At 61.8% G+C, this 16,265-nt stretch carries 16 protein-coding genes and 2 pseudogenes; 9 read left to right on the plus strand and 9 right to left on the minus strand.

All coding sequences use genetic code 11. The annotated features are described in order from the left end of the window. Nucleotides 1-95: 95 nt before the first annotated feature. Together C8K66_RS19115 and C8K66_RS19120 are read right to left on the minus strand one after the other, a co-directional pair. Nucleotides 96-845 (minus strand): TerC family protein, encoded by a 750-nt coding sequence (locus C8K66_RS19115; protein ID WP_057004902.1) that lies wholly within the window; start codon nucleotides 843-845, stop codon nucleotides 96-98. A gap of 28 nt (nucleotides 846-873) precedes the next feature. Then, the gene (locus tag C8K66_RS19120; protein WP_017847031.1) at nucleotides 874-1,125 is read right to left on the minus strand and encodes a hypothetical protein; all 252 of its coding nucleotides are present in this window, start codon (nucleotides 1,123-1,125) and stop codon (nucleotides 874-876) included. A 134-nt stretch (nucleotides 1,126-1,259) separates the two neighbouring features. Here C8K66_RS19120 and nhaR point away from each other — a divergent pair, with 134 nt between their 5' ends. Further along, the gene (gene nhaR / locus C8K66_RS19125; RefSeq protein ID WP_017847030.1) at nucleotides 1,260-2,162 is read left to right on the plus strand and encodes a transcriptional activator NhaR; all 903 of its coding nucleotides are present in this window, start codon (nucleotides 1,260-1,262) and stop codon (nucleotides 2,160-2,162) included. 4 nt (nucleotides 2,163-2,166) lie between these two features. On the opposite strand, the gene C8K66_RS19130 is transcribed toward nhaR, so the two are convergent. Beyond that, the gene (locus tag C8K66_RS19130; protein ID WP_046483161.1) at nucleotides 2,167-3,321 is read right to left on the minus strand and encodes an MFS transporter; all 1,155 of its coding nucleotides are present in this window, start codon (nucleotides 3,319-3,321) and stop codon (nucleotides 2,167-2,169) included. Nucleotides 3,322-3,551: 230 nt separating this feature from the next. On the opposite strand from C8K66_RS19130, the gene sstT reads away from it, so the two are divergent. Continuing rightward, the gene (gene sstT / locus C8K66_RS19135; RefSeq protein ID WP_108525655.1) at nucleotides 3,552-4,772 is read left to right on the plus strand and encodes a serine/threonine transporter SstT; all 1,221 of its coding nucleotides are present in this window, start codon (nucleotides 3,552-3,554) and stop codon (nucleotides 4,770-4,772) included. 83 nt (nucleotides 4,773-4,855) lie between these two features. Here the strand turns inward: sstT and C8K66_RS19140 are convergent, their stop codons facing one another. Then, the gene (locus C8K66_RS19140) at nucleotides 4,856-5,365 is read right to left on the minus strand and encodes a DUF1993 family protein (protein WP_017847025.1); all 510 of its coding nucleotides are present in this window, start codon (nucleotides 5,363-5,365) and stop codon (nucleotides 4,856-4,858) included. 116 nt (nucleotides 5,366-5,481) lie between these two features. On the opposite strand from C8K66_RS19140, the gene C8K66_RS19145 reads away from it, so the two are divergent. Then, the gene (locus tag C8K66_RS19145) at nucleotides 5,482-6,132 is read left to right on the plus strand and encodes a YceH family protein (protein ID WP_046384033.1); all 651 of its coding nucleotides are present in this window, start codon (nucleotides 5,482-5,484) and stop codon (nucleotides 6,130-6,132) included. Nucleotides 6,133-6,192: 60 nt separating this feature from the next. On the opposite strand, the gene C8K66_RS19150 is transcribed toward C8K66_RS19145, so the two are convergent. Then, nucleotides 6,193-7,011, minus strand: coding sequence for a shikimate 5-dehydrogenase (locus C8K66_RS19150; RefSeq protein WP_046384034.1), 819 nt, complete (start codon nucleotides 7,009-7,011; stop codon nucleotides 6,193-6,195). Nucleotides 7,012-7,167: 156 nt separating this feature from the next. Between C8K66_RS19150 and C8K66_RS19155 the strand changes: the two genes are divergently transcribed. The 3 genes from C8K66_RS19155 (at nucleotide 7,168) to C8K66_RS31005 (ending at nucleotide 8,226) form a co-directional block, all read left to right on the plus strand. Continuing rightward, on the plus strand, nucleotides 7,168-7,521 hold the full coding sequence (locus C8K66_RS19155; RefSeq protein ID WP_046384035.1) for a hypothetical protein: 354 nt from the start codon (nucleotides 7,168-7,170) through the stop codon (nucleotides 7,519-7,521). Nucleotides 7,522-7,766: 245 nt separating this feature from the next. Continuing rightward, nucleotides 7,767-7,961 carry a hypothetical protein gene (locus tag C8K66_RS19160; RefSeq protein ID WP_017847021.1) on the plus strand — a complete coding sequence of 65 codons (195 nt, stop codon included), beginning with the start codon at nucleotides 7,767-7,769 and terminating at the stop codon, nucleotides 7,959-7,961. A 91-nt stretch (nucleotides 7,962-8,052) separates the two neighbouring features. Next, nucleotides 8,053-8,226: a hypothetical protein gene (locus C8K66_RS31005; protein WP_017847020.1), complete on the plus strand. Its 174-nt coding sequence runs from the start codon at nucleotides 8,053-8,055 to the stop codon at nucleotides 8,224-8,226. A 3-nt stretch (nucleotides 8,227-8,229) separates the two neighbouring features. Here the strand turns inward: C8K66_RS31005 and C8K66_RS19165 are convergent, their stop codons facing one another. After that, nucleotides 8,230-9,297 (minus strand): AI-2E family transporter, encoded by a 1,068-nt coding sequence (locus C8K66_RS19165; protein WP_017847019.1) that lies wholly within the window; start codon nucleotides 9,295-9,297, stop codon nucleotides 8,230-8,232. A gap of 160 nt (nucleotides 9,298-9,457) precedes the next feature. Between C8K66_RS19165 and yegQ the strand changes: the two genes are divergently transcribed. After that, nucleotides 9,458-10,780 (plus strand): tRNA 5-hydroxyuridine modification protein YegQ, encoded by a 1,323-nt coding sequence (gene yegQ / locus C8K66_RS19170; protein ID WP_079443293.1) that lies wholly within the window; start codon nucleotides 9,458-9,460, stop codon nucleotides 10,778-10,780. A gap of 6 nt (nucleotides 10,781-10,786) precedes the next feature. Here yegQ and C8K66_RS31680 read toward each other — a convergent pair whose 3' ends face one another. The 3 genes and pseudogenes from C8K66_RS31680 to C8K66_RS19180 all read right to left on the minus strand — a co-directional run bounded on the left by C8K66_RS31680 (nucleotide 10,787) and on the right by C8K66_RS19180 (nucleotide 13,858). Then, nucleotides 10,787-11,608, minus strand: coding sequence for a methyl-accepting chemotaxis protein (locus C8K66_RS31680; RefSeq protein ID WP_370737509.1), 822 nt, complete (start codon nucleotides 11,606-11,608; stop codon nucleotides 10,787-10,789). A gap of 36 nt (nucleotides 11,609-11,644) precedes the next feature. After that, nucleotides 11,645-12,466 (minus strand): annotated as a pseudogene (locus tag C8K66_RS31685) (cache domain-containing protein); the annotation flags it as partial. A 72-nt stretch (nucleotides 12,467-12,538) separates the two neighbouring features. Continuing rightward, entirely contained in the window at nucleotides 12,539-13,858 is a 1,320-nt protein-coding gene (locus tag C8K66_RS19180) for a Na+/H+ antiporter family protein (RefSeq protein WP_164887027.1), read from the minus strand. A gap of 1,372 nt (nucleotides 13,859-15,230) precedes the next feature. Between C8K66_RS19180 and C8K66_RS31690 the strand changes: the two are divergent. Both C8K66_RS31690 and C8K66_RS31695 read left to right on the plus strand, forming a co-directional pair. Then, a pseudogene (locus tag C8K66_RS31690) lies at nucleotides 15,231-15,377 on the plus strand (HAMP domain-containing protein); the annotation flags it as partial. Nucleotides 15,378-15,479: 102 nt separating this feature from the next. Then, nucleotides 15,480-16,235 carry a methyl-accepting chemotaxis protein gene (locus tag C8K66_RS31695; RefSeq protein WP_370737510.1) on the plus strand — a complete coding sequence of 252 codons (756 nt, stop codon included), beginning with the start codon at nucleotides 15,480-15,482 and terminating at the stop codon, nucleotides 16,233-16,235. The last annotated feature ends 30 nt before the right edge of the window (nucleotides 16,236-16,265 follow it).

The following is a 16,265-nucleotide window of genomic DNA, read 5'->3' on the forward strand; positions in this document are numbered from 1 at the left end:
TGGACCTCAAGCTATCAAGTGCGCGGATTCTAACAGACGGCAAAAAGCCGGCGGGGCTCTTACGAGCACAGCCGGCCTTTTTTGGGGTGCTGCGATTACTGGCGGGCGGCCAGCAACCGCTTGTGGCGGTTGCGCCGGGCGATGTTCAAGCACTCGATCGCCGCCGAGAACGCCATGGCCGCATACACGTAGCCTTTTGGCACATGGGCGCCGAAGCCTTCGGCGATCAGGGTCATGCCGATCATGATCAGGAAGCCCAGGGCCAGCATCACCACGGTCGGGTTGTCGTGGATGAACTTGGCCAGCGGTTCAGCCGCCACCAGCATCACGATGACCGAGGTCACCACGGCAACGATCATGATCGGCAAATGCTCGGTCATGCCCACGGCGGTGATGATGCTGTCGATGGAGAACACCAGGTCGAGCATCAGGATCTGGCCGATGGCCGCAGCAAAGCCGATGGACACGACATTGCCGCTGCTGGCCTTCTCTTCAGGCTCCGGGTCCATGCTTTGATGGATCTCGGTGGTTGCCTTCCAGACCAGGAACAGGCCGCCGGCGATGAGGATCATGTCCTTCCACGAAAACGCCTGGCCGAGGATCTCAAACACCGGCGTGGTCAACTGCACGATGAACGCAATGGTGCTCAACAGGCCCAGGCGCAACACCAACGCCATGCTGATGCCGATGCGCCGCGCCTTGGCCCGGTGCTGCTCGGGCAATTTGTTGGTGAGGATCGAGATAAAGATCAGGTTATCGATGCCCAGCACGATTTCCATCACGATCAAGGTCGCCAGTGCGACCCAGGCGGTGGGGCTGGCGGCCAGTTGTACAAGGTAGTCCATAGATCAATCCTGACGTTGTGCTGGGAAATTAGGCTTCTTTACGCGTCGATTCAGACTCGTTTTGCGGCTGATCGTCTTTTTTCTGCGGACTGATCAGGCCTTGGGTCGCTTCACTCAATGCCTGCTCGGCGGCCTTGTGGGTGTCATCGATCACTTGCTTGGCCGATTCGCTGGCCTTGCCCATCACCTGCTGTGCGCTTTTTTCGACCTGATCACAACCGCTGACCACTACTAATGAAAGCGCAAGCAACGATGCCGCGCCCAGAGAATTGAGTTTCATGATGTTTTCCTCATTAGAACCATTGGGTCCAAATAGTGGCCCCTCGATAGCGATGCATTCTATGCAGGGGAACACTTCAGGAAAATTCGTATTTTTCTCGCGTATACTTCGGCTTTAACGAAGTGTAGGCCGGCATGCTCAATTACCGACAATTGCATTACTTCTGGGTGGTGGCCAAGACCGGCAGCATCGTGCGCGCCTGTGAGCAACTGAACCTCACCCCTCAGACCATCAGCGGGCAGATCAGTCTGCTCGAGCAAACCTTCGGTATCGCCCTGTTTCAGCGGGTTGGCCGTCAGCTCGAGCTGACCGAAGCCGGGCGCCAGGCGTTGCCCTATGCCGAGCAGATGTTCCAGACCGGCAACGAGTTGGAGGCGATGTTGCGCGCCCAGCCGAATGAGCAGCAGATTCTGTTTCGCGTCGGGGTGGCGGATGTGGTGCCCAAATCCATCGTCTACCGGCTGATCGCGCCGACCATGGAGCTCAGCGAGCCGATCCGCATCACCTGCCGCGAAGACAAACTCGAACGCCTGCTCGCCGACCTGGCGATCCAGCGCCTCGACCTGGTGATTTCCGACAGCCCCATGCCCACGCATCTGGACATCAAAGGCTACAGCCAGAAGTTGGGCGAATGCGGCATCAGTTTTTTCGCTACCCAAGCACTGGCTGACCGACACCGCGGCGTTTTCCCACAGTGTTTACAGGGCGCGCCGCTATTGATTCCGGGGGCGGAGACCGTGGTGCGCAGCCGCTTGCTGCGCTGGTTTGCCGAGCAACAGATCCAACCGAAGATCATCGGCGAGTTCGACGACAGTGCCTTGATGCAGGCATTCGGCCAATCCGGCAGCGGGATCTTTATCGCCCCCAGCGTGATCGCCGATGAGGTGGTGCGCCAGTACGGCGTCGCGCTGATTGGCCAGACCGAGGCAGTGACCGAATCGTTCTATGCGATTTCGGTGGAACGCAAGGTCAAGCACCCCGGCATCGTGGCGATTACCGAAGGCGCCAGGCGAGAACTGTTCACCGCCCTGCCCTGAGGGTTCAAGCGCCAGTCGGCAGCGGTTTGGCGCTCATCAGCCACAGCGCCAGCAGCATCGACACCAGGATGAACCCGGACGCAGCCAGGCCCAGGCTGGCCAGGCCGAGGGTGTCGATCACATGCCCACCGACCAAGGCGCCGAGACCGATACCGAGGTTTCCACCGGCAATATTCAGCGACGCGGCAAACGCCGGCGCATGCGGCGCAGCCTTCATCAGCCGCACATGGCTGACCAGGAACATCGCCGCCTGGGTCACGCCCCACACGGCCATCGCCGCCGCCAGGCCGATGGTGGAGTGAATCGCCGGCACCAACGCGACCATGCCGCCGATCATGAACCCGCAGAACACCATCGACGCAATCAAGGGGTGGCGATCCACCGCGCGGCCGCCCAGGGAGTTGCCGATCAACCCGACCGCGCCAAAGCCCATCAGGCACCAGCCGACCAGCGTGCCGTCGAAGCCGGCCAGGCGCTCAAGGATGTCGGCGAGGTAGGTGTAGGCGGTGAACATGCCGCTGAAGACCAGGATCGACAGCAGGATATGCCCCTGCATCAACGGGCTGCGCAGCAGCTTGAATTGCGAGCGCAACGTCACCTGCGCGTTCTTCGCCTGTGTCACCGGCAGGTAGACAAACAGCAGCAGCGCCTTGGCCAAGGCAATCACCGCGAGGACCGCAAACGCGCTGCGCCAGCCGAACATATCGGAAATCAACGTGCCCACCGGAATGCCGAAGACGGTGGCGCAGACGATCCCGAAGCCGATCTTCTCGATGGCGCGACCGGCGTATGCCGGGCCGACGATGTCCACCGCCGTTTCACTGGCCAGCGCCCAGAACACCGGCAAACCCAACGCCGGAATCAAGCGCGCGAGGGACATCACCCAGATATTCGGCGCCAGCGCCGCCACGCCATTGGCCACGGCGAACATGATCAAAATCGTGATGAACAGGCGCTTGCGCTGGAACCGCGCGCAGTAGGCCGTGAGAAACGGGCCGAACGCCGCCACGGTGAACGCAAACAGCGTCACCAGCAGGCCGGCCTGGGACACGCTGACGTTCAGGTCCCGGGCAATCGACGGCAACAGGCCGACGATAATGAATTCTGTGGTCAGCACGGTAAAACCGGCGGCCGACAGCAGCAGGATGGGAAACAGCATGAAAACTCCAGAAACGACAACATCAACGAAAGCCCGGAGGCCCGCTGACGAAGAAGAAAGATGAGAGACGGCGATATTAACAGGATCTGTGCGAATTGGCCGCAAATGGGTGACGGAATGCCGCATCAACAGGGACATTTCCTACAGCATGATAGACTCCGCGCCCGCTTCCTACAGCGCGCTCCACCTGCAATGCTGCGTCCTACTAAAAAAACCAGAGACAACCGTTTATGACTGCTGCCCCTTCCCTTTTCCAACGACTCACGCGCGTCAGCCTGGTCACGCAAATCGTCATCGGCCTGATCGCCGGCATTCTGCTCGCCTTCGTGTCGCCCGACGCCGCCAGGGCCACCGGTTTCATTGGCAAAGTGTTTGTCACCGCGCTGAAGGCCGTGGCGCCGATCCTGGTGTTCGTGCTGGTGATGGCGTCGATCGCCAACCACAAACACGGCCAGGAAACCCACATCAAGCCGATCCTGTTCCTCTACCTGCTAGGCACCTTCGCGGCCGCCGTGGTTGCAGTGATCGCCAGCACGCTGTTTCCCTCGCCGCTGGTGCTCGCCACCCACGACGCCACCGTGAGCGCCCCCGGCGGCATCGGCGAGGTGTTGCAGAGCCTGTTGCTGAGCGTGGTGGACAACCCGGTGAGCGCGCTGATGAACGCCAACTTTATCGGCATTCTGGCCTGGGCCATCGGCATGGGCATCGCGATTCGCCATGCCGGCGAAACCACTCGCACGGTGCTCGATGACCTGTCCAACGGCGTGACCTTGATCGTGCGCGTGGTGATCCGCTTCGCGCCCCTGGGGATTTTCGGCCTGGTGGCCTCGACCCTGGCCACCTCCGGCTTCGGCGCCCTGCTCGGTTACGCCCACCTGTTGGTGGTGCTGATCGGCTGCATGCTGTTCGTGGCGCTGGTGATCAACCCGGCCATCGTATTCTGGAAACTGCGCCGCAACCCCTACCCACTGGTATTGATGTGCCTGCGCGAAAGCGGCATCACGGCATTCTTCACCCGCAGTTCGGCAGCGAACATTCCGGTGAACCTGGCGTTGAGCAAACGCCTGGGCCTGCATGAAGACACCTACTCGGTGTCGATCCCGCTGGGCGCCACCATCAACATGGCGGGTGCGGCGATCACCATCACCGTGTTGACCCTGGCCGCCGTACACACCCTGGGCATCGTCGTAGACCTGCCCACCGCCGTGCTGCTCAGCGTGGTCGCCGCCATTTGCGCGTGCGGTGCGTCGGGCGTGGCCGGCGGTTCGCTGCTGCTGATCCCGCTGGCGTGCAGCCTGTTCGGCATCTCCAGCGATATCGCCATGCAGGTGGTGGCCGTAGGTTTCATCATCGGTGTGTTGCAGGACTCGGCGGAAACCGCGCTCAACTCGTCCACCGATGTGCTGTTTACTGCGGCGGCGTGCCTGGGCAAGGAAGAGCAGCCGGTTTAAACAGTGCTCGCAAAAAAGCCCGGGGCCGTTCACAGCGGAACGACCCCGGGCTTTTTTATTTTATGCGCTCAGTACACGGTTATTCAGAAAGCGCCCATGTAATCACGCTTGCCCACTTCCACACCGTTGTGACGCAACAGCGCGTAGGCGGTGGTGACGTGGAAGAAGAACTGCGGCAGGCCGTAGGTCAGCAGGTAGGACTGGCCGCTGAAGCGCTTCTCTTTCGGCGTGCCTGGGCGAGTGATGATCTCGATGCCTTCTTTGCCGTCGATTTGCTCGGGCTTGATGCTGTCCATAAACGCCAGGACCTTGGCGATCAGCGCTTGCAGGTCGGCGAAGGTCACTTCGTTGTCTTCGTATTTCGGCACTTCGATCTCGGCCAGGCGCGCGGAAACGCCCTTGGCGAAGTCGACGGCGATCTGCACCTGGCGCACCAGTTGGAACATGTCCGGGAACAGGCGCGCTTGCAGCAAGGCGTTGGGTTCGATGTTCTTCGCGGTGGCGTGGGCTTCGGCTTTGTCCAGCACACCGCTCAGGGCGGTGAGCATTTGCTTGAAGACTGGGACGGAAGCGGCGTACAGGGAAATAGTCATGACAGTCTCATCGGTAAGGGCTGGGTTGGAACCAGCAGCGATTATAGCCATGCCGGCCGCTTGTCTTTTATTTTTTCGGGATTAGGCTAGTGCGTTCACTGCATAGGGAAAGCGCGATGACCGCTGAACACGATATCGACACCCCTGAGCCGCGCCTGAACAGCACGGAAATCCGCATCCTGGGCTGCCTGATCGAAAAACAGGCGACCAACCCGGAAACCTACCCCCTGACCCTCAACGCGCTGGTGCTGGCGTGCAACCAGAAGACCAGCCGCGAGCCGGTGATGAACCTCAGTCAAGGCCAGGTCGGCCAAAGCCTGCGCGTGCTGGAAGGCCAGGGTTTCACCCGCCTGGTCATGGGCAGCCGCGCCGACCGCTGGGAACACCGGGTCGACAAGGCCCTGGAATTGGTGCCGGCCCAGGTGATCCTGACCGGGCTGCTGTTTCTGCGTGGGCCGCAGACGGTCAACGAACTGCTGACCCGCAGCGGGCGCATGCATGACTTCGAAGACGCCGACCAGGTCGTACACCAGTTGGAACGCCTGATTGCGCGGGGGCTGGCCGTGCTGGTGCCGCGCCAGGCGGGGCAACGCGAGGATCGCTATACCCACGCGCTGGGCGACCCGGCGGATATCGAGGCGATTATCGCGGCGCGCGGCAACCCGGTGGAACGCGGGGCCGGCGGGGTCTCAGTCGAGCGCATCGAAGAGCTGGAAGCGCGGATTGCCGCGCTCGAAGAACGGCTGGCACAGCTGGAACAGGCCTGACACGCTCAACCCCCTGTAGGAGCCGGCTTGCCTGCTCCTACAGGTGATTGGCCGCGCTGTTCAGCCTCGCGCAAACGCGACGGCGCTTTCGAACTGCTCCTGGGTCGGCCGCACCCCGGTGTACAACACAAACTGCTCCAGCGCCTGGATCGCGATCACTTCCAGCCCGGTGATCACGCGCTTGCCTTGGGCACGTGCGCGCACGATCAACGGTGTTTCCGCCGGGATCGCCACCACATCGAACACAGTCTGCGCCTGGTCCACCGCGTCAGCCTCGAAAGCCAACTGATCGGCCTCGGCCCCGCCGGTCATGCCGATCGGCGTGACGTTGATCAACATCTGCGGGCGCAGATCGCCCAATTGCGCCTGCCATTGATAACCCAGGCTCTGCGCCAGCGCCCTGCCCGCCGCTTCGTTACGCGCCACGATCACGCCATTGGCATACCCGCCGTCGCGCAGGGCGCTGGCCACGGCTTTGGCCATGCCGCCGCTGCCGCGCAGGGCAAAGGTCGAATCTGTCGGCACTGCATGCTTTTTCAACAGTTGCGCGATGGCGATGTAGTCGGTGTTGTAGGCCTTGAGATGGCCGGCCGTGTTGACGATGGTGTTCAGGGACGCGATGGCTTTGACCGAACTGTCCAGTTCGTCCACCAGGGCAATACTGGCCTCCTTGAACGGCATCGACACCCCGCAACCGCGAATCCCCAACGCCCGGATACCGCCGATCGCGCCGGCTAAATCCTGGCTGCTGAAGGCTTTATAGTAGAAATTCAGACCCAGTTGTTCATACAAATGGTTATGAAATCGCAGGCCGAAATTCCCGGGACGCGCCGACAGTGACATGCACAGTTGGGTATCCTTGTTGGGGTGCATCTGCATGGGTAACTCCTTGAAGTAAGCAAATCGGTACAGACCTTACACAATCTTTACCAATCGGCCGTGCTGTTTTTCAGAAATACGTTGTCTTAAAAGTATCCCCGCGACATTACTTGAGCCAATTGATTGCAGGCCACAAGCGCAGGGGCTAACCGAGGAATGACCATGATTCGTAAAATCCCCAAGATCGCCTTGCTTATCGGTGCACTCGCTATGGCAGGCCAAGCCTCCGCCCACGGTGGTGGATGGGGTGGTCCGGCCGTCTTGGGTGCGTTAGTCGGCGCCGCCGTCGTAGGCTCCGTGGTTGCCAGCCAACCCCGTGAAGTCTATGTGCAGCAGCCGGTGTATGTGCAACCGCAACCGGTTTACGCCGCACCGCCGCCTGTGTACTACGCACCACCGCCGCCGGTGTATGTGCAACAAGAAGTCTATTACCGCCCGGCGCCGGTGTATTACGGGCCACCGCGTGGCTATTACGGCCACCCCCACGGCTACTATGGTCGCGGTTGGTAAGCTTGAACCGATCTGCCTGAACCGGCCTCGCCCACCCGCGGGGCCTTTTTTTGCATGGCGTTTTATCGCACCTCGCGCGGATTGATCGTACCAAGGTCGTTATAAGGACAATGGCCGAGTCGTAATCCCACATCATCGAAGCCGAAAGTCTACTTGCCCGACCGGGTCTCGCGCTGTCATGTTTGTGTCACGACTCACTTTCACTATCCCACCTCTGAACCCGATAACAACAAGGACGGCTGACCATGCCCACGCAAAATCCACACCACGTAGCCGGACTCTGTACGTCCAGCAAGGTCTACAGCGCACTGACCGAACTCAAGCACCTGGAAGGCCACCGCAGCGCAAAATTCCTCGCACTGCTGACCGAAAGCCTGGTGCGCAAAGGCCTGCTCAATGAGCAAGAAGTGGTACACATGCTCGATCAAGTGGTGGAGTGACGCCTGGCGTTGATGTCGACTATCAAGCCGGGTGATTTTTCCTCGACGCTGGCACCCCGTAAGGTGACCCTCATAGCGATTGGAGGTCCATATGCCCACTATTCAGATCATGTCCGTCATCGGCAGCGCCGTTCCTGCCCCCCTGCGCAAGCTGGGTGTACTCGCCTGCTGGTACCTGATGCACGATGGCGAACCCGTCAGCGGCCCGCTCACGTCGTTATCGGCTGCCGAGCAACAAGCGGCAACCTTCAGGCTGCGCGCCTGAGGCCTAGGGCAACGGCAACTTGAGCCGCGGCTTGCTTTCGACAAACAACGCCCAGCTGGACATGAACAACGCCGCCACCAGCGGCCCGATCACAAAGCCGTTGAGGCCGAACACCGACAGGCCGCCCAGGGTCGAGATCAGAATCAGGTAGTCCGGCATCTTGGTGTCCTTGCCCACCAGGATCGGGCGCAGCACGTTATCCACCAGGCCGATGACGAACACACCAAACAGGCTCAGCACCACGCCTTGCCAGATCGCCCCACTCAGCAGGAAGTAGGCCGCCACCGGCCCCCACACGATCCCCGCGCCCACCGCCGGCAGCAGCGACAAAAACGCCATCAGCACCGCCCAGAGCAACGCGCTGGGAATGTCCAGAAACCAGAAGATCAAACCGCCCAACGCGCCTTGGGTCACGGCAACCAACACGTTGCCCTTGACCGTGGCGCGCACCACGCGGTTGAACTTGAGTTGCAGGCGGCGCTTTTGCGGCTCGGCCAGCGGCACCGCCGTGCGGACTTTTCGCACCAGCTCCGGGCCGTCACGCAGCAGGAAAAACAGCAGATACAGCATGATGAAAAAACTCACCAGGAAATCGAACGTGCCCTGGCCAAAGCTGAACGCCTGACTGGCGAAGAACTGGCTGCCCTGCATCGCACTCTTGACGATTTTCTCGCGCAGGCTTTCCAGGTTGCCCATGCCGAAGCGGTCCAGAAGGTGCTGAAAATAAGGTGGCAGGAAGTTCTTGAACTGTTCGATATACCCGGCCACGTCCAGCTTGCCGCTTTCGACATTTTTGTACAGCGTGGCCCCCTCCTGCACCAGCAAGGCGCTGGTGATGATCACCGGCAGAATCGCAATCACCAGGCACACCGTCAGGGTGGCCAGGGAGGTCAGGTTGCGGTTCCAGCCTGATTTCACCTGCAGGCGCCGCTGCATCGGGGCAAAGATGATGCCCAGGATGACCGCCCAGAACACCGCGCCGTAAAACGGCAGCAATATCCAGATAAAGGCAACGGTCACCAGGGCCAGCAGTAACAGCAGAGTCTTGAATTGCAGATTGGTTTGATTCATGTCCGATCCAGGTCAAAAAGCCGGGCGCGCGCTTGCGTCCACGTGCTTAGTCCGTCGCAAATCCCGGGAGTGCCTTTTTTGTTGCAGCAAGCGTAGACCTGGATCAATAAATCCCTATACGCGTTCGGCTACGCTCGCGGCCTTTTGGGCCCCACTCCCCATGTCTCTCGTCCTTGCACCCGAACTGCTCGCCCCCGCCGGCACCCTGAAAAACATGCGCTACGCCTTCGCCTACGGCGCCGATGCGGTATACGCCGGCCAGCCGCGCTACAGCCTGCGCGTGCGCAACAACGAATTCGACCACGCCAACCTGGCCCTGGGCATCGAGGAAGCCCATGCACTGGGCAAGCGTTTCTACGTGGTGGTCAACATCGCGCCGCACAACGCCAAGCTGAAGACCTTCCTCAAGGACCTGGCCCCGGTGATCGCCATGGGCCCGGATGCGTTGATCATGTCCGACCCCGGGCTGATCATGCTGGTGCGTCGCCACTTCCCGATGATGCCCATCCACTTGTCGGTGCAGGCCAATACCGTGAACTGGGCCAGTGTGGAATTCTGGCAACAGCAGGGCATCTGCCGGGTGATCCTGTCGCGGGAATTGTCCTTGGAAGAGATCGGCGAAATCCGCGAGCAAGTGCCGGCCATGGAGCTGGAAGTGTTTGTCCATGGCGCGTTGTGCATGGCCTATTCCGGGCGCTGCCTGCTCTCCGGCTATATGAACAAGCGCGACGCCAACCAAGGCACCTGCACCAACGCCTGCCGCTGGAAATACCAGGCCACGCCGGCGGTGGAAAACGTCACCGGCGATATCGTCCAGGAATATCAGCCGGAGCCCACACTGGGCATTGGCGCGCCGACCGATCAGGTGTTCCTGTTGCAGGAGGCCAACCGCCCGGATGAACAGATGCCCGCCTTCGAAGACGAGCACGGCACCTACATCATGAACGCCAAGGACCTGCGCGCGGTGCAGCATGTGGAGCGCCTGACCCGCATGGGCGTGCATTCGTTGAAGATCGAAGGCCGCACCAAGTCCCACTTCTACTGCGCGCGCACCACCCAGGTGTATCGCCAGGCCATCGATGACGCCGTGGCCGGTCGCGAATTTGACCGCAACCTGATGACCAACCTGGAGTCACTGGCCCAACGCGGCTACACCGAAGGTTTCCTGCGTCGCCATGTACACGACGAGTACCAGAACTACCAGAACGGAAGTTCGGTGTCGGAACGTCAGCAGTTCGTCGGCGAATTGACCGGCGAGCGCCGGGGCGAGCTGGCGGAGGTCAAGGTGAAGAACCGCTTTGCAGTGGGCAATCACCTGGAACTGATGACCCCCGCCGGCAACTTTCACTTCGACCTGGCCACCCTGCACAACGCCAAGGGCGAAGCCATCGAGGTGGCGCCGGGGGATGGGCACACGGTGTATGTGCCCTTGCCGGCGCAGATGGATCTGCGTTTCGGCCTGTTGATGCGCGACGTCGAGTAACCCCCCTCAGATCCTGAACTGGGCCACCAGTTGGCCCAAGCGCTGGCCGAGGTCGGCCAGGCTGCGCGACGTCTGGGCGCCCAACTGGGTTTCATCGGCCACGCTGTCGACCGCCACGGCAATCTGATGCACGCTGCGGTTGATCTCTTCGGCGACCGCGGTCTGTTCTTCGGCGGCGCTGGCAATTTGCGCGTTCATCGAGTTGATGGTGCCGATCAACTGCGCCATGGTGTCCAGCGACGCCCCGGCTTCGTTGGCTTGGGCCGAGGTGCCGTCCCCGGCATCGCTGGAGCGGCGCATGGCCTCCACGGCGGCGACGGTGCCTTTTTGCAGGCGGTCGATCATGCCCTGGATTTCCTGGGTGCTTGTCTGGGTACGACTGGCCAGGGCACGCACTTCGTCGGCGACCACGGCAAAGCCGCGACCGGCCTCCCCCGCCCGCGCCGCTTCGATCGCGGCGTTAAGGGCCAACAGGTTGGTCTGCTCGGCAATCGAGCGGATCACGCCGAGCACGCTGACAATCGACGACACGTCCTGCTGCAAGCTGTCGAGGGACACGCCGCTGCTGCGGATATCGTTCACCAGCGCATGGATCTGCGCGATGCTGCCGTCCACCACGCGCTTGGCAGCCTGGCCCTCGGCGTCGGTCTGTTGCGCAGCCACGGAAGCGCCTTGGGCACTGCGCGCAACCTCCTGGGCGGCGGAAGACATTTGATTGATCGCGGTGGCCACCTGGTCGGTCTCGTGACGCTGACGCTCCATGGCCTGCTCCGAACGCTGCGCCTGGTCGGACACCTGGCCCACCAGCCCGGTGAGTTGCGCGGTCATTTCGGTGATCTGGCGCACCAAACCGTGGATCTTTTCGACAAACCGGTTGAAGGCCCCGGCCAGATCGCCCAGTTCGTCCTGGCTGGTGATAGCCAGGCGCCGCGTCAGGTCGCCCTCACCGGCAGCGATATCGTCGAGGTTGGCTTTCATCAGGTGCAGCGGACGCAGGATGGTATTGGCCAGGATCATGCCCGCCGCCGCAATCACCAGCAGCACCAGCACGGCCACACCGAAGATACTCAGCAATACGCCCTCCATGCGCTTCTTGACCTTGGCCTCGACCACCGCCACCTGGGCATCGATGCCATCCAGGTTGACCGAGGTGCCGAATACCATGTCCCACTTGGGCAGGTATTCGGTGTAGCCAAGCTTGGGCACCAGTTCGGTCTGGCCGGGCTGGGTCGAGCTGTATTGCAGGTAGTGGGTGCCGTCCTTGCCGACCTTGACCAGGTCGCGGTTGACGTAGACGCCATTGGGGTCGCGGTTGTCCTTGAAGCTCTTGCCCACGCCGTCCGGGCTGTTGCCCTTGAACAGGCGGATGGTTTCGGAGTCGTAGCCGAAGAAGTAGCCATCCTTGCCGTAGCTAGTATTGGACAGCAGCTTGACCACCTCGGCACGCGCCGCCGTATCGCCCGGGGCGGCGGCGTCGTAGAGCGGCTTGATGGTGGTCATGGCCACTTCCACATAACTCTGCAGAGTGGCCTTGGCGGCGTCGAGCAAGTGCTGGCGGGTCTCATCCACCTCGTTGCGCGCTTGCCCCTTGAGGATCCACACCGTGGTCAGGCTGATCACCAACGCAAACAACAGCACCGGCACGATGGCCAGGCACAGGACTTTGACCTTCAGGCTCAGACGCATGGCTTTTCTCTCTTATTAGTGGCGGCTTAAGAGGTTAACGGCCAGTTGCGCAGATTCTGTAGGACGACCCCGTCAGAGCGTCATCGCCGCCACCCAGCCGAACACCAGCAGCGGGATGTTGTAATGCAGGAACGTCGGCACCACGGTGTCCCAGATATGGTGGTGCTGGCCGTCGATATTCAGGCCGGAGGTCGGGCCCAGGGTCGAGTCCGACGCTGGCGAACCGGCATCGCCCAAGGCGCCGGCCGTGCCGACGATGCACACAATGGCCAGCGGGCTGAAGCCCAGTTGCACACACAGCGGCACGAAAATCGCGGCCAGGATCGGCACCGTGGAAAACGACGAACCGATGCCCATGGTCACCAGCAGCCCCACCAGTAACATCAGCAACGCCCCGATCCCACGGCTATGGCCGATGAACGCCGCCGACGTTTCCACCAGCGAGCGCACGTCACCGGTGGCCTTGAGCACTTCGGCGAAGCCTGAAGCGGCAATCATGATGAAACCGATCATCGCCATCATCTTCATGCCTTCGGTGAACAGGTCGTCGGTCTCGCGCCAGCGCACAATGCCCGATACCGAGAAAATCAAAAACCCGGCCAGGGCGCCGATGATCATCGAGTCCAACCACAACTGAATGATGAACGCCGAGGCGATCGCCAGGCCGGCCACCAGCAGGGTCAATGGGTTGTATTGCACCGCGACCTGTTCGACCCGCTCGATTTTCTCCAGGTCGTACACGCGCTTTTTACGGTAGCTGACAAACACCGCCACCAGCAGGCCGACCACCATGCCCAGCGCCGGCAGGCCCATGGCGTGGGTCACATTGACCTGGCTGATGTCCACGCCGCTCTTGGCCACGTTGGCCAGCAGGATCTGGTTGAGAAAGATGTTGCCGAAGCCCACCGGCAGGAACATGTAGGGCGTGATCAAACCGAAGGTCATCACGCAGGCGATCAGGCGACGGTCCAGTTGCAGTTTGGTCAGCACGTACAGCAACGGCGGCACCAGCAGCGGGATAAACGCGATATGAATCGGCAGGATGTTTTGCGAGGCGATCGCCACCACCCACAGCAGGCCGATCAGTAGCCATTTGACATGGCTGCCGCCGCTGGCTTCCTGGCGATCGACCAGCAGCAACGCCTTGTCCGCCAGGGCATGGGCCAGGCCGGACTTGGCAATCGCCACCGCGAAAGCGCCGAGCAATGCGTAGGACAAAGCCACTGTCGCGCCACCACCCAGCCCACCGTTGAAGGCCTGGAGCGTGGCGTCGATGCCCAGGCCACCGGTCAGCCCGCCCACCAGGGCGCCGACGATGATGGCGATGACCACATGCACGCGGGACAAGCTGAGCACCAGCATGGTGCCGACCGCGGCGATGACTGCGTTAATCATGGTTACCTCAAGCAAAAAACAAAATACAGGCATGCCCGCACCGGCATGACTGCCGGTGTGCAGGCTGGAAGGAGGTCTTATTAGAGGGCGCGCACTTTGCAGCAGGCGCGGTCGCATGTCAAAAAACGACGTCGCTTTCAAATTTAAATTGAACGTTTGAATAAAGAAAAAAATACAGCCGCCGATATAAAGGCTCTCTATGTTTTCAGGTAAAGGATGCTCCGCGATGTCCCTCAGACAGCTGTCCATTCAATGGAAAATCACCCTGCTCGCCGGCCTCTGCCTGCTGGGGATCGTGACCCTGCTGGTGGGTCTGTCGCTGTACCGCATGGAACAGAGTTCGCAGCAGGTCAAAGCCTCCAGCATGCACATGCTCGACGAAGCGGCCCAGGCGCGTATCGAAGCCCAGGGCGAAGCGCAGGCGCTGGGCATCCGCCAGCAGTTCATGGATGCCTATCAATACGGTCACGGGTTTTCCCGCCAGGTGCTGTTCCTGCGCGAACAGGCAGAAAAGCGCTTCCTTGACGCCTTCGACACCCGTGAAGACTTGACCCGCCAGGTCAAGGCCGCCTTGCAGGCCAACCCCGACCTGCTCGGCTTGTCCCTGGTGTTCGAAGCCAATGCCCTGGACGGCAAGGACGAGCTGTTCGTCAACCAGCCAGAGCTGGGCAGCAACGACAAAGGCCGATTCGCCCTCTATTGGTCACAGCCGACGCCCGGCAAACTCACCGCCATGTCGCTGCCCGAAAGCGACATGTCCGACACCAGCATCGGCCCGAGTGGAGAAAAGGCCAACGCCTGGTTCACCTGCCCGCGCACCACCCTCAAACCGTGTGTGATCGAACCGTACTTCTATGTCATCGACGGCCAAAACGTACTGATGACCAGCCTCGTGTTCCCGCTGATAGTGAATGGCAAAGTCATCGCCTCGCTGTCGGTGGACATCAACCTCAACAGCCTGCAGGCGGTGAGCCAGCAGGCGAGCCACACGCTGTATGACGGCCAGACCCAGGTCAGCATTCTCAGCGCCACCGGCTTGCTGGCCGGCTACAGCCCGGATGCGAGCAAGCTCAGCCAGCGCCTGGACCAGGTCGACACCGCCAGCGGCGCGCAATTGCTCAGCGCCCTGGCCGGCAGTACGCGGATCAGCAGCCTGCGTGCCGACCATCGACTCAAGGTCCTGGCACCGTTCACGCCGATCCCCGGCGGCAAGCCGTGGGGCGTGTTGCTGGATGTGCCGGAAAAAGTCCTAGTGGGCCCGGCCGAAGCGCTCAAGGCGCAACTGGACGCCGACAACGCCCGTGGCACCCTGCTCGAGTTGAGCCTGGGCCTGCTCGCCGCCGTGATCGGCCTGGGACTGGTGTGGCTGATGGCGCGCAGCGTGACCCGGCCGATCCTGAGCGTGGCGCACATGCTCGAAGACATCGCCAGCGGCGAAGGCGACCTGACCCGCCGCCTGGACTACGCCAAACAGGACGAACTGGGGCAACTGGCCGGCTGGTTCAACCGCTTCCTCGACAAACTGCAGCCGATCATCGCCGAGGTCAAACGCTCGGTGCAGGACGCCCGCGGCACCGCCGACCAATCCGCCGCGATCGCCAGCGAGACCAGCGCCGGCATGGAGCAGCAATACCGCCAGGTCGACCAGGTGGCCACCGCCTCCCATGAAATGAGCGCCACCGCCCAGGACGTCGCCCGCAGTGCGGCCCAGGCCGCCCAAGCCGCGCGCGATGCCGACCAGGCCACCCGTGACGGCCTGCAGGTGATCGACCGCACCACCACCAACATCGGCCATCTGGCGGCGGACATGAGCACCGCCATGGCCCAGGTTGAAGGCCTCGCGACCAACAGTGCGCAGATCGGCTCGGTGCTCGAAGTGATTCGCGGCATCGCCGAGCAGACCAACCTGCTGGCCCTCAACGCCGCCATCGAAGCGGCCCGGGCCGGTGAGGCCGGCCGTGGGTTTGCCGTGGTCGCCGACGAAGTGCGCAACCTGGCGCGTCGTACCCAGGAGTCGGTGGAAGAAACCCGCCTGGTGATCGAGCAACTGCAAAGCGGCACCACCGATGTGGTCGGCGCCATGGGCAACAGCTATCGCCAGGCCCAGAGCAGCGTCGAACAAGTCGGCGAGGCGGTCACCGCCCTGCGCCAGATCGGCGCCGCGGTCACAGTGATCAGCGACATGAACCTACAGATCGCCAGCGCCGCCGAAGAGCAAAGCGCAGTGGCCGAGGAGATCAACAGCAACGTGGCGACAATCCGCGATGTCACCGAGTCACTGTCGGAACAGGCCAACGAATCGGCGCGCGTCAGCCAGGCGTTGAACCACCTGGCCAATCAGCAACAGGGGTTGATGGATCATTTCCAGGTGTGAGTGACCGACACCAACTCTGAAGGAAATCCA

Origin of the sequence: Pseudomonas sp. GV105, from assembly GCF_003058185.1 — a bacterium.
In the GTDB taxonomy this organism is placed as follows: domain Bacteria; phylum Pseudomonadota; class Gammaproteobacteria; order Pseudomonadales; family Pseudomonadaceae; genus Aquipseudomonas; species Aquipseudomonas veronii.

Bases quoted from the DNA above. Each gene is read 5' to 3' on its own strand.
- nhaR (WP_017847030.1), top strand. From the start codon at position 1,260: ATGCTCAATTACCGACAATTGCATTACTTCTGGGTGGTGGCCAAGACC.
- C8K66_RS19160 (WP_017847021.1), top strand. From the start codon at position 7,767: ATGCCCACGCAAAATCCACACCACGTAGCCGGACTCTGTACGTCCAGC.
- C8K66_RS19150 (WP_046384034.1), bottom strand. From the start codon at position 7,011: ATGCAGATGCACCCCAACAAGGATACCCAACTGTGCATGTCACTGTCG.
- C8K66_RS19115 (WP_057004902.1), bottom strand. From the start codon at position 845: ATGGACTACCTTGTACAACTGGCCGCCAGCCCCACCGCCTGGGTCGCA.
- C8K66_RS19155 (WP_046384035.1), top strand. From the start codon at position 7,168: ATGACCATGATTCGTAAAATCCCCAAGATCGCCTTGCTTATCGGTGCA.
- C8K66_RS19165 (WP_017847019.1), bottom strand. From the start codon at position 9,297: ATGAATCAAACCAATCTGCAATTCAAGACTCTGCTGTTACTGCTGGCC.
- sstT (WP_108525655.1), top strand. From the start codon at position 3,552: ATGACTGCTGCCCCTTCCCTTTTCCAACGACTCACGCGCGTCAGCCTG.
- C8K66_RS31005 (WP_017847020.1), top strand. From the start codon at position 8,053: ATGCCCACTATTCAGATCATGTCCGTCATCGGCAGCGCCGTTCCTGCC.
- C8K66_RS31680 (WP_370737509.1), bottom strand. From the start codon at position 11,608: ATGACCGCGCAACTCACCGGGCTGGTGGGCCAGGTGTCCGACCAGGCG.
- C8K66_RS19130 (WP_046483161.1), bottom strand. From the start codon at position 3,321: ATGCTGTTTCCCATCCTGCTGCTGTCGGCCGCCGGTTTTACCGTGCTG.
- yegQ (WP_079443293.1), top strand. From the start codon at position 9,458: ATGTCTCTCGTCCTTGCACCCGAACTGCTCGCCCCCGCCGGCACCCTG.
- C8K66_RS19140 (WP_017847025.1), bottom strand. From the start codon at position 5,365: ATGACTATTTCCCTGTACGCCGCTTCCGTCCCAGTCTTCAAGCAAATG.
- C8K66_RS19145 (WP_046384033.1), top strand. From the start codon at position 5,482: ATGACCGCTGAACACGATATCGACACCCCTGAGCCGCGCCTGAACAGC.
- C8K66_RS19120 (WP_017847031.1), bottom strand. From the start codon at position 1,125: ATGAAACTCAATTCTCTGGGCGCGGCATCGTTGCTTGCGCTTTCATTA.
- C8K66_RS31695 (WP_370737510.1), top strand. From the start codon at position 15,480: ATGGAGCAGCAATACCGCCAGGTCGACCAGGTGGCCACCGCCTCCCAT.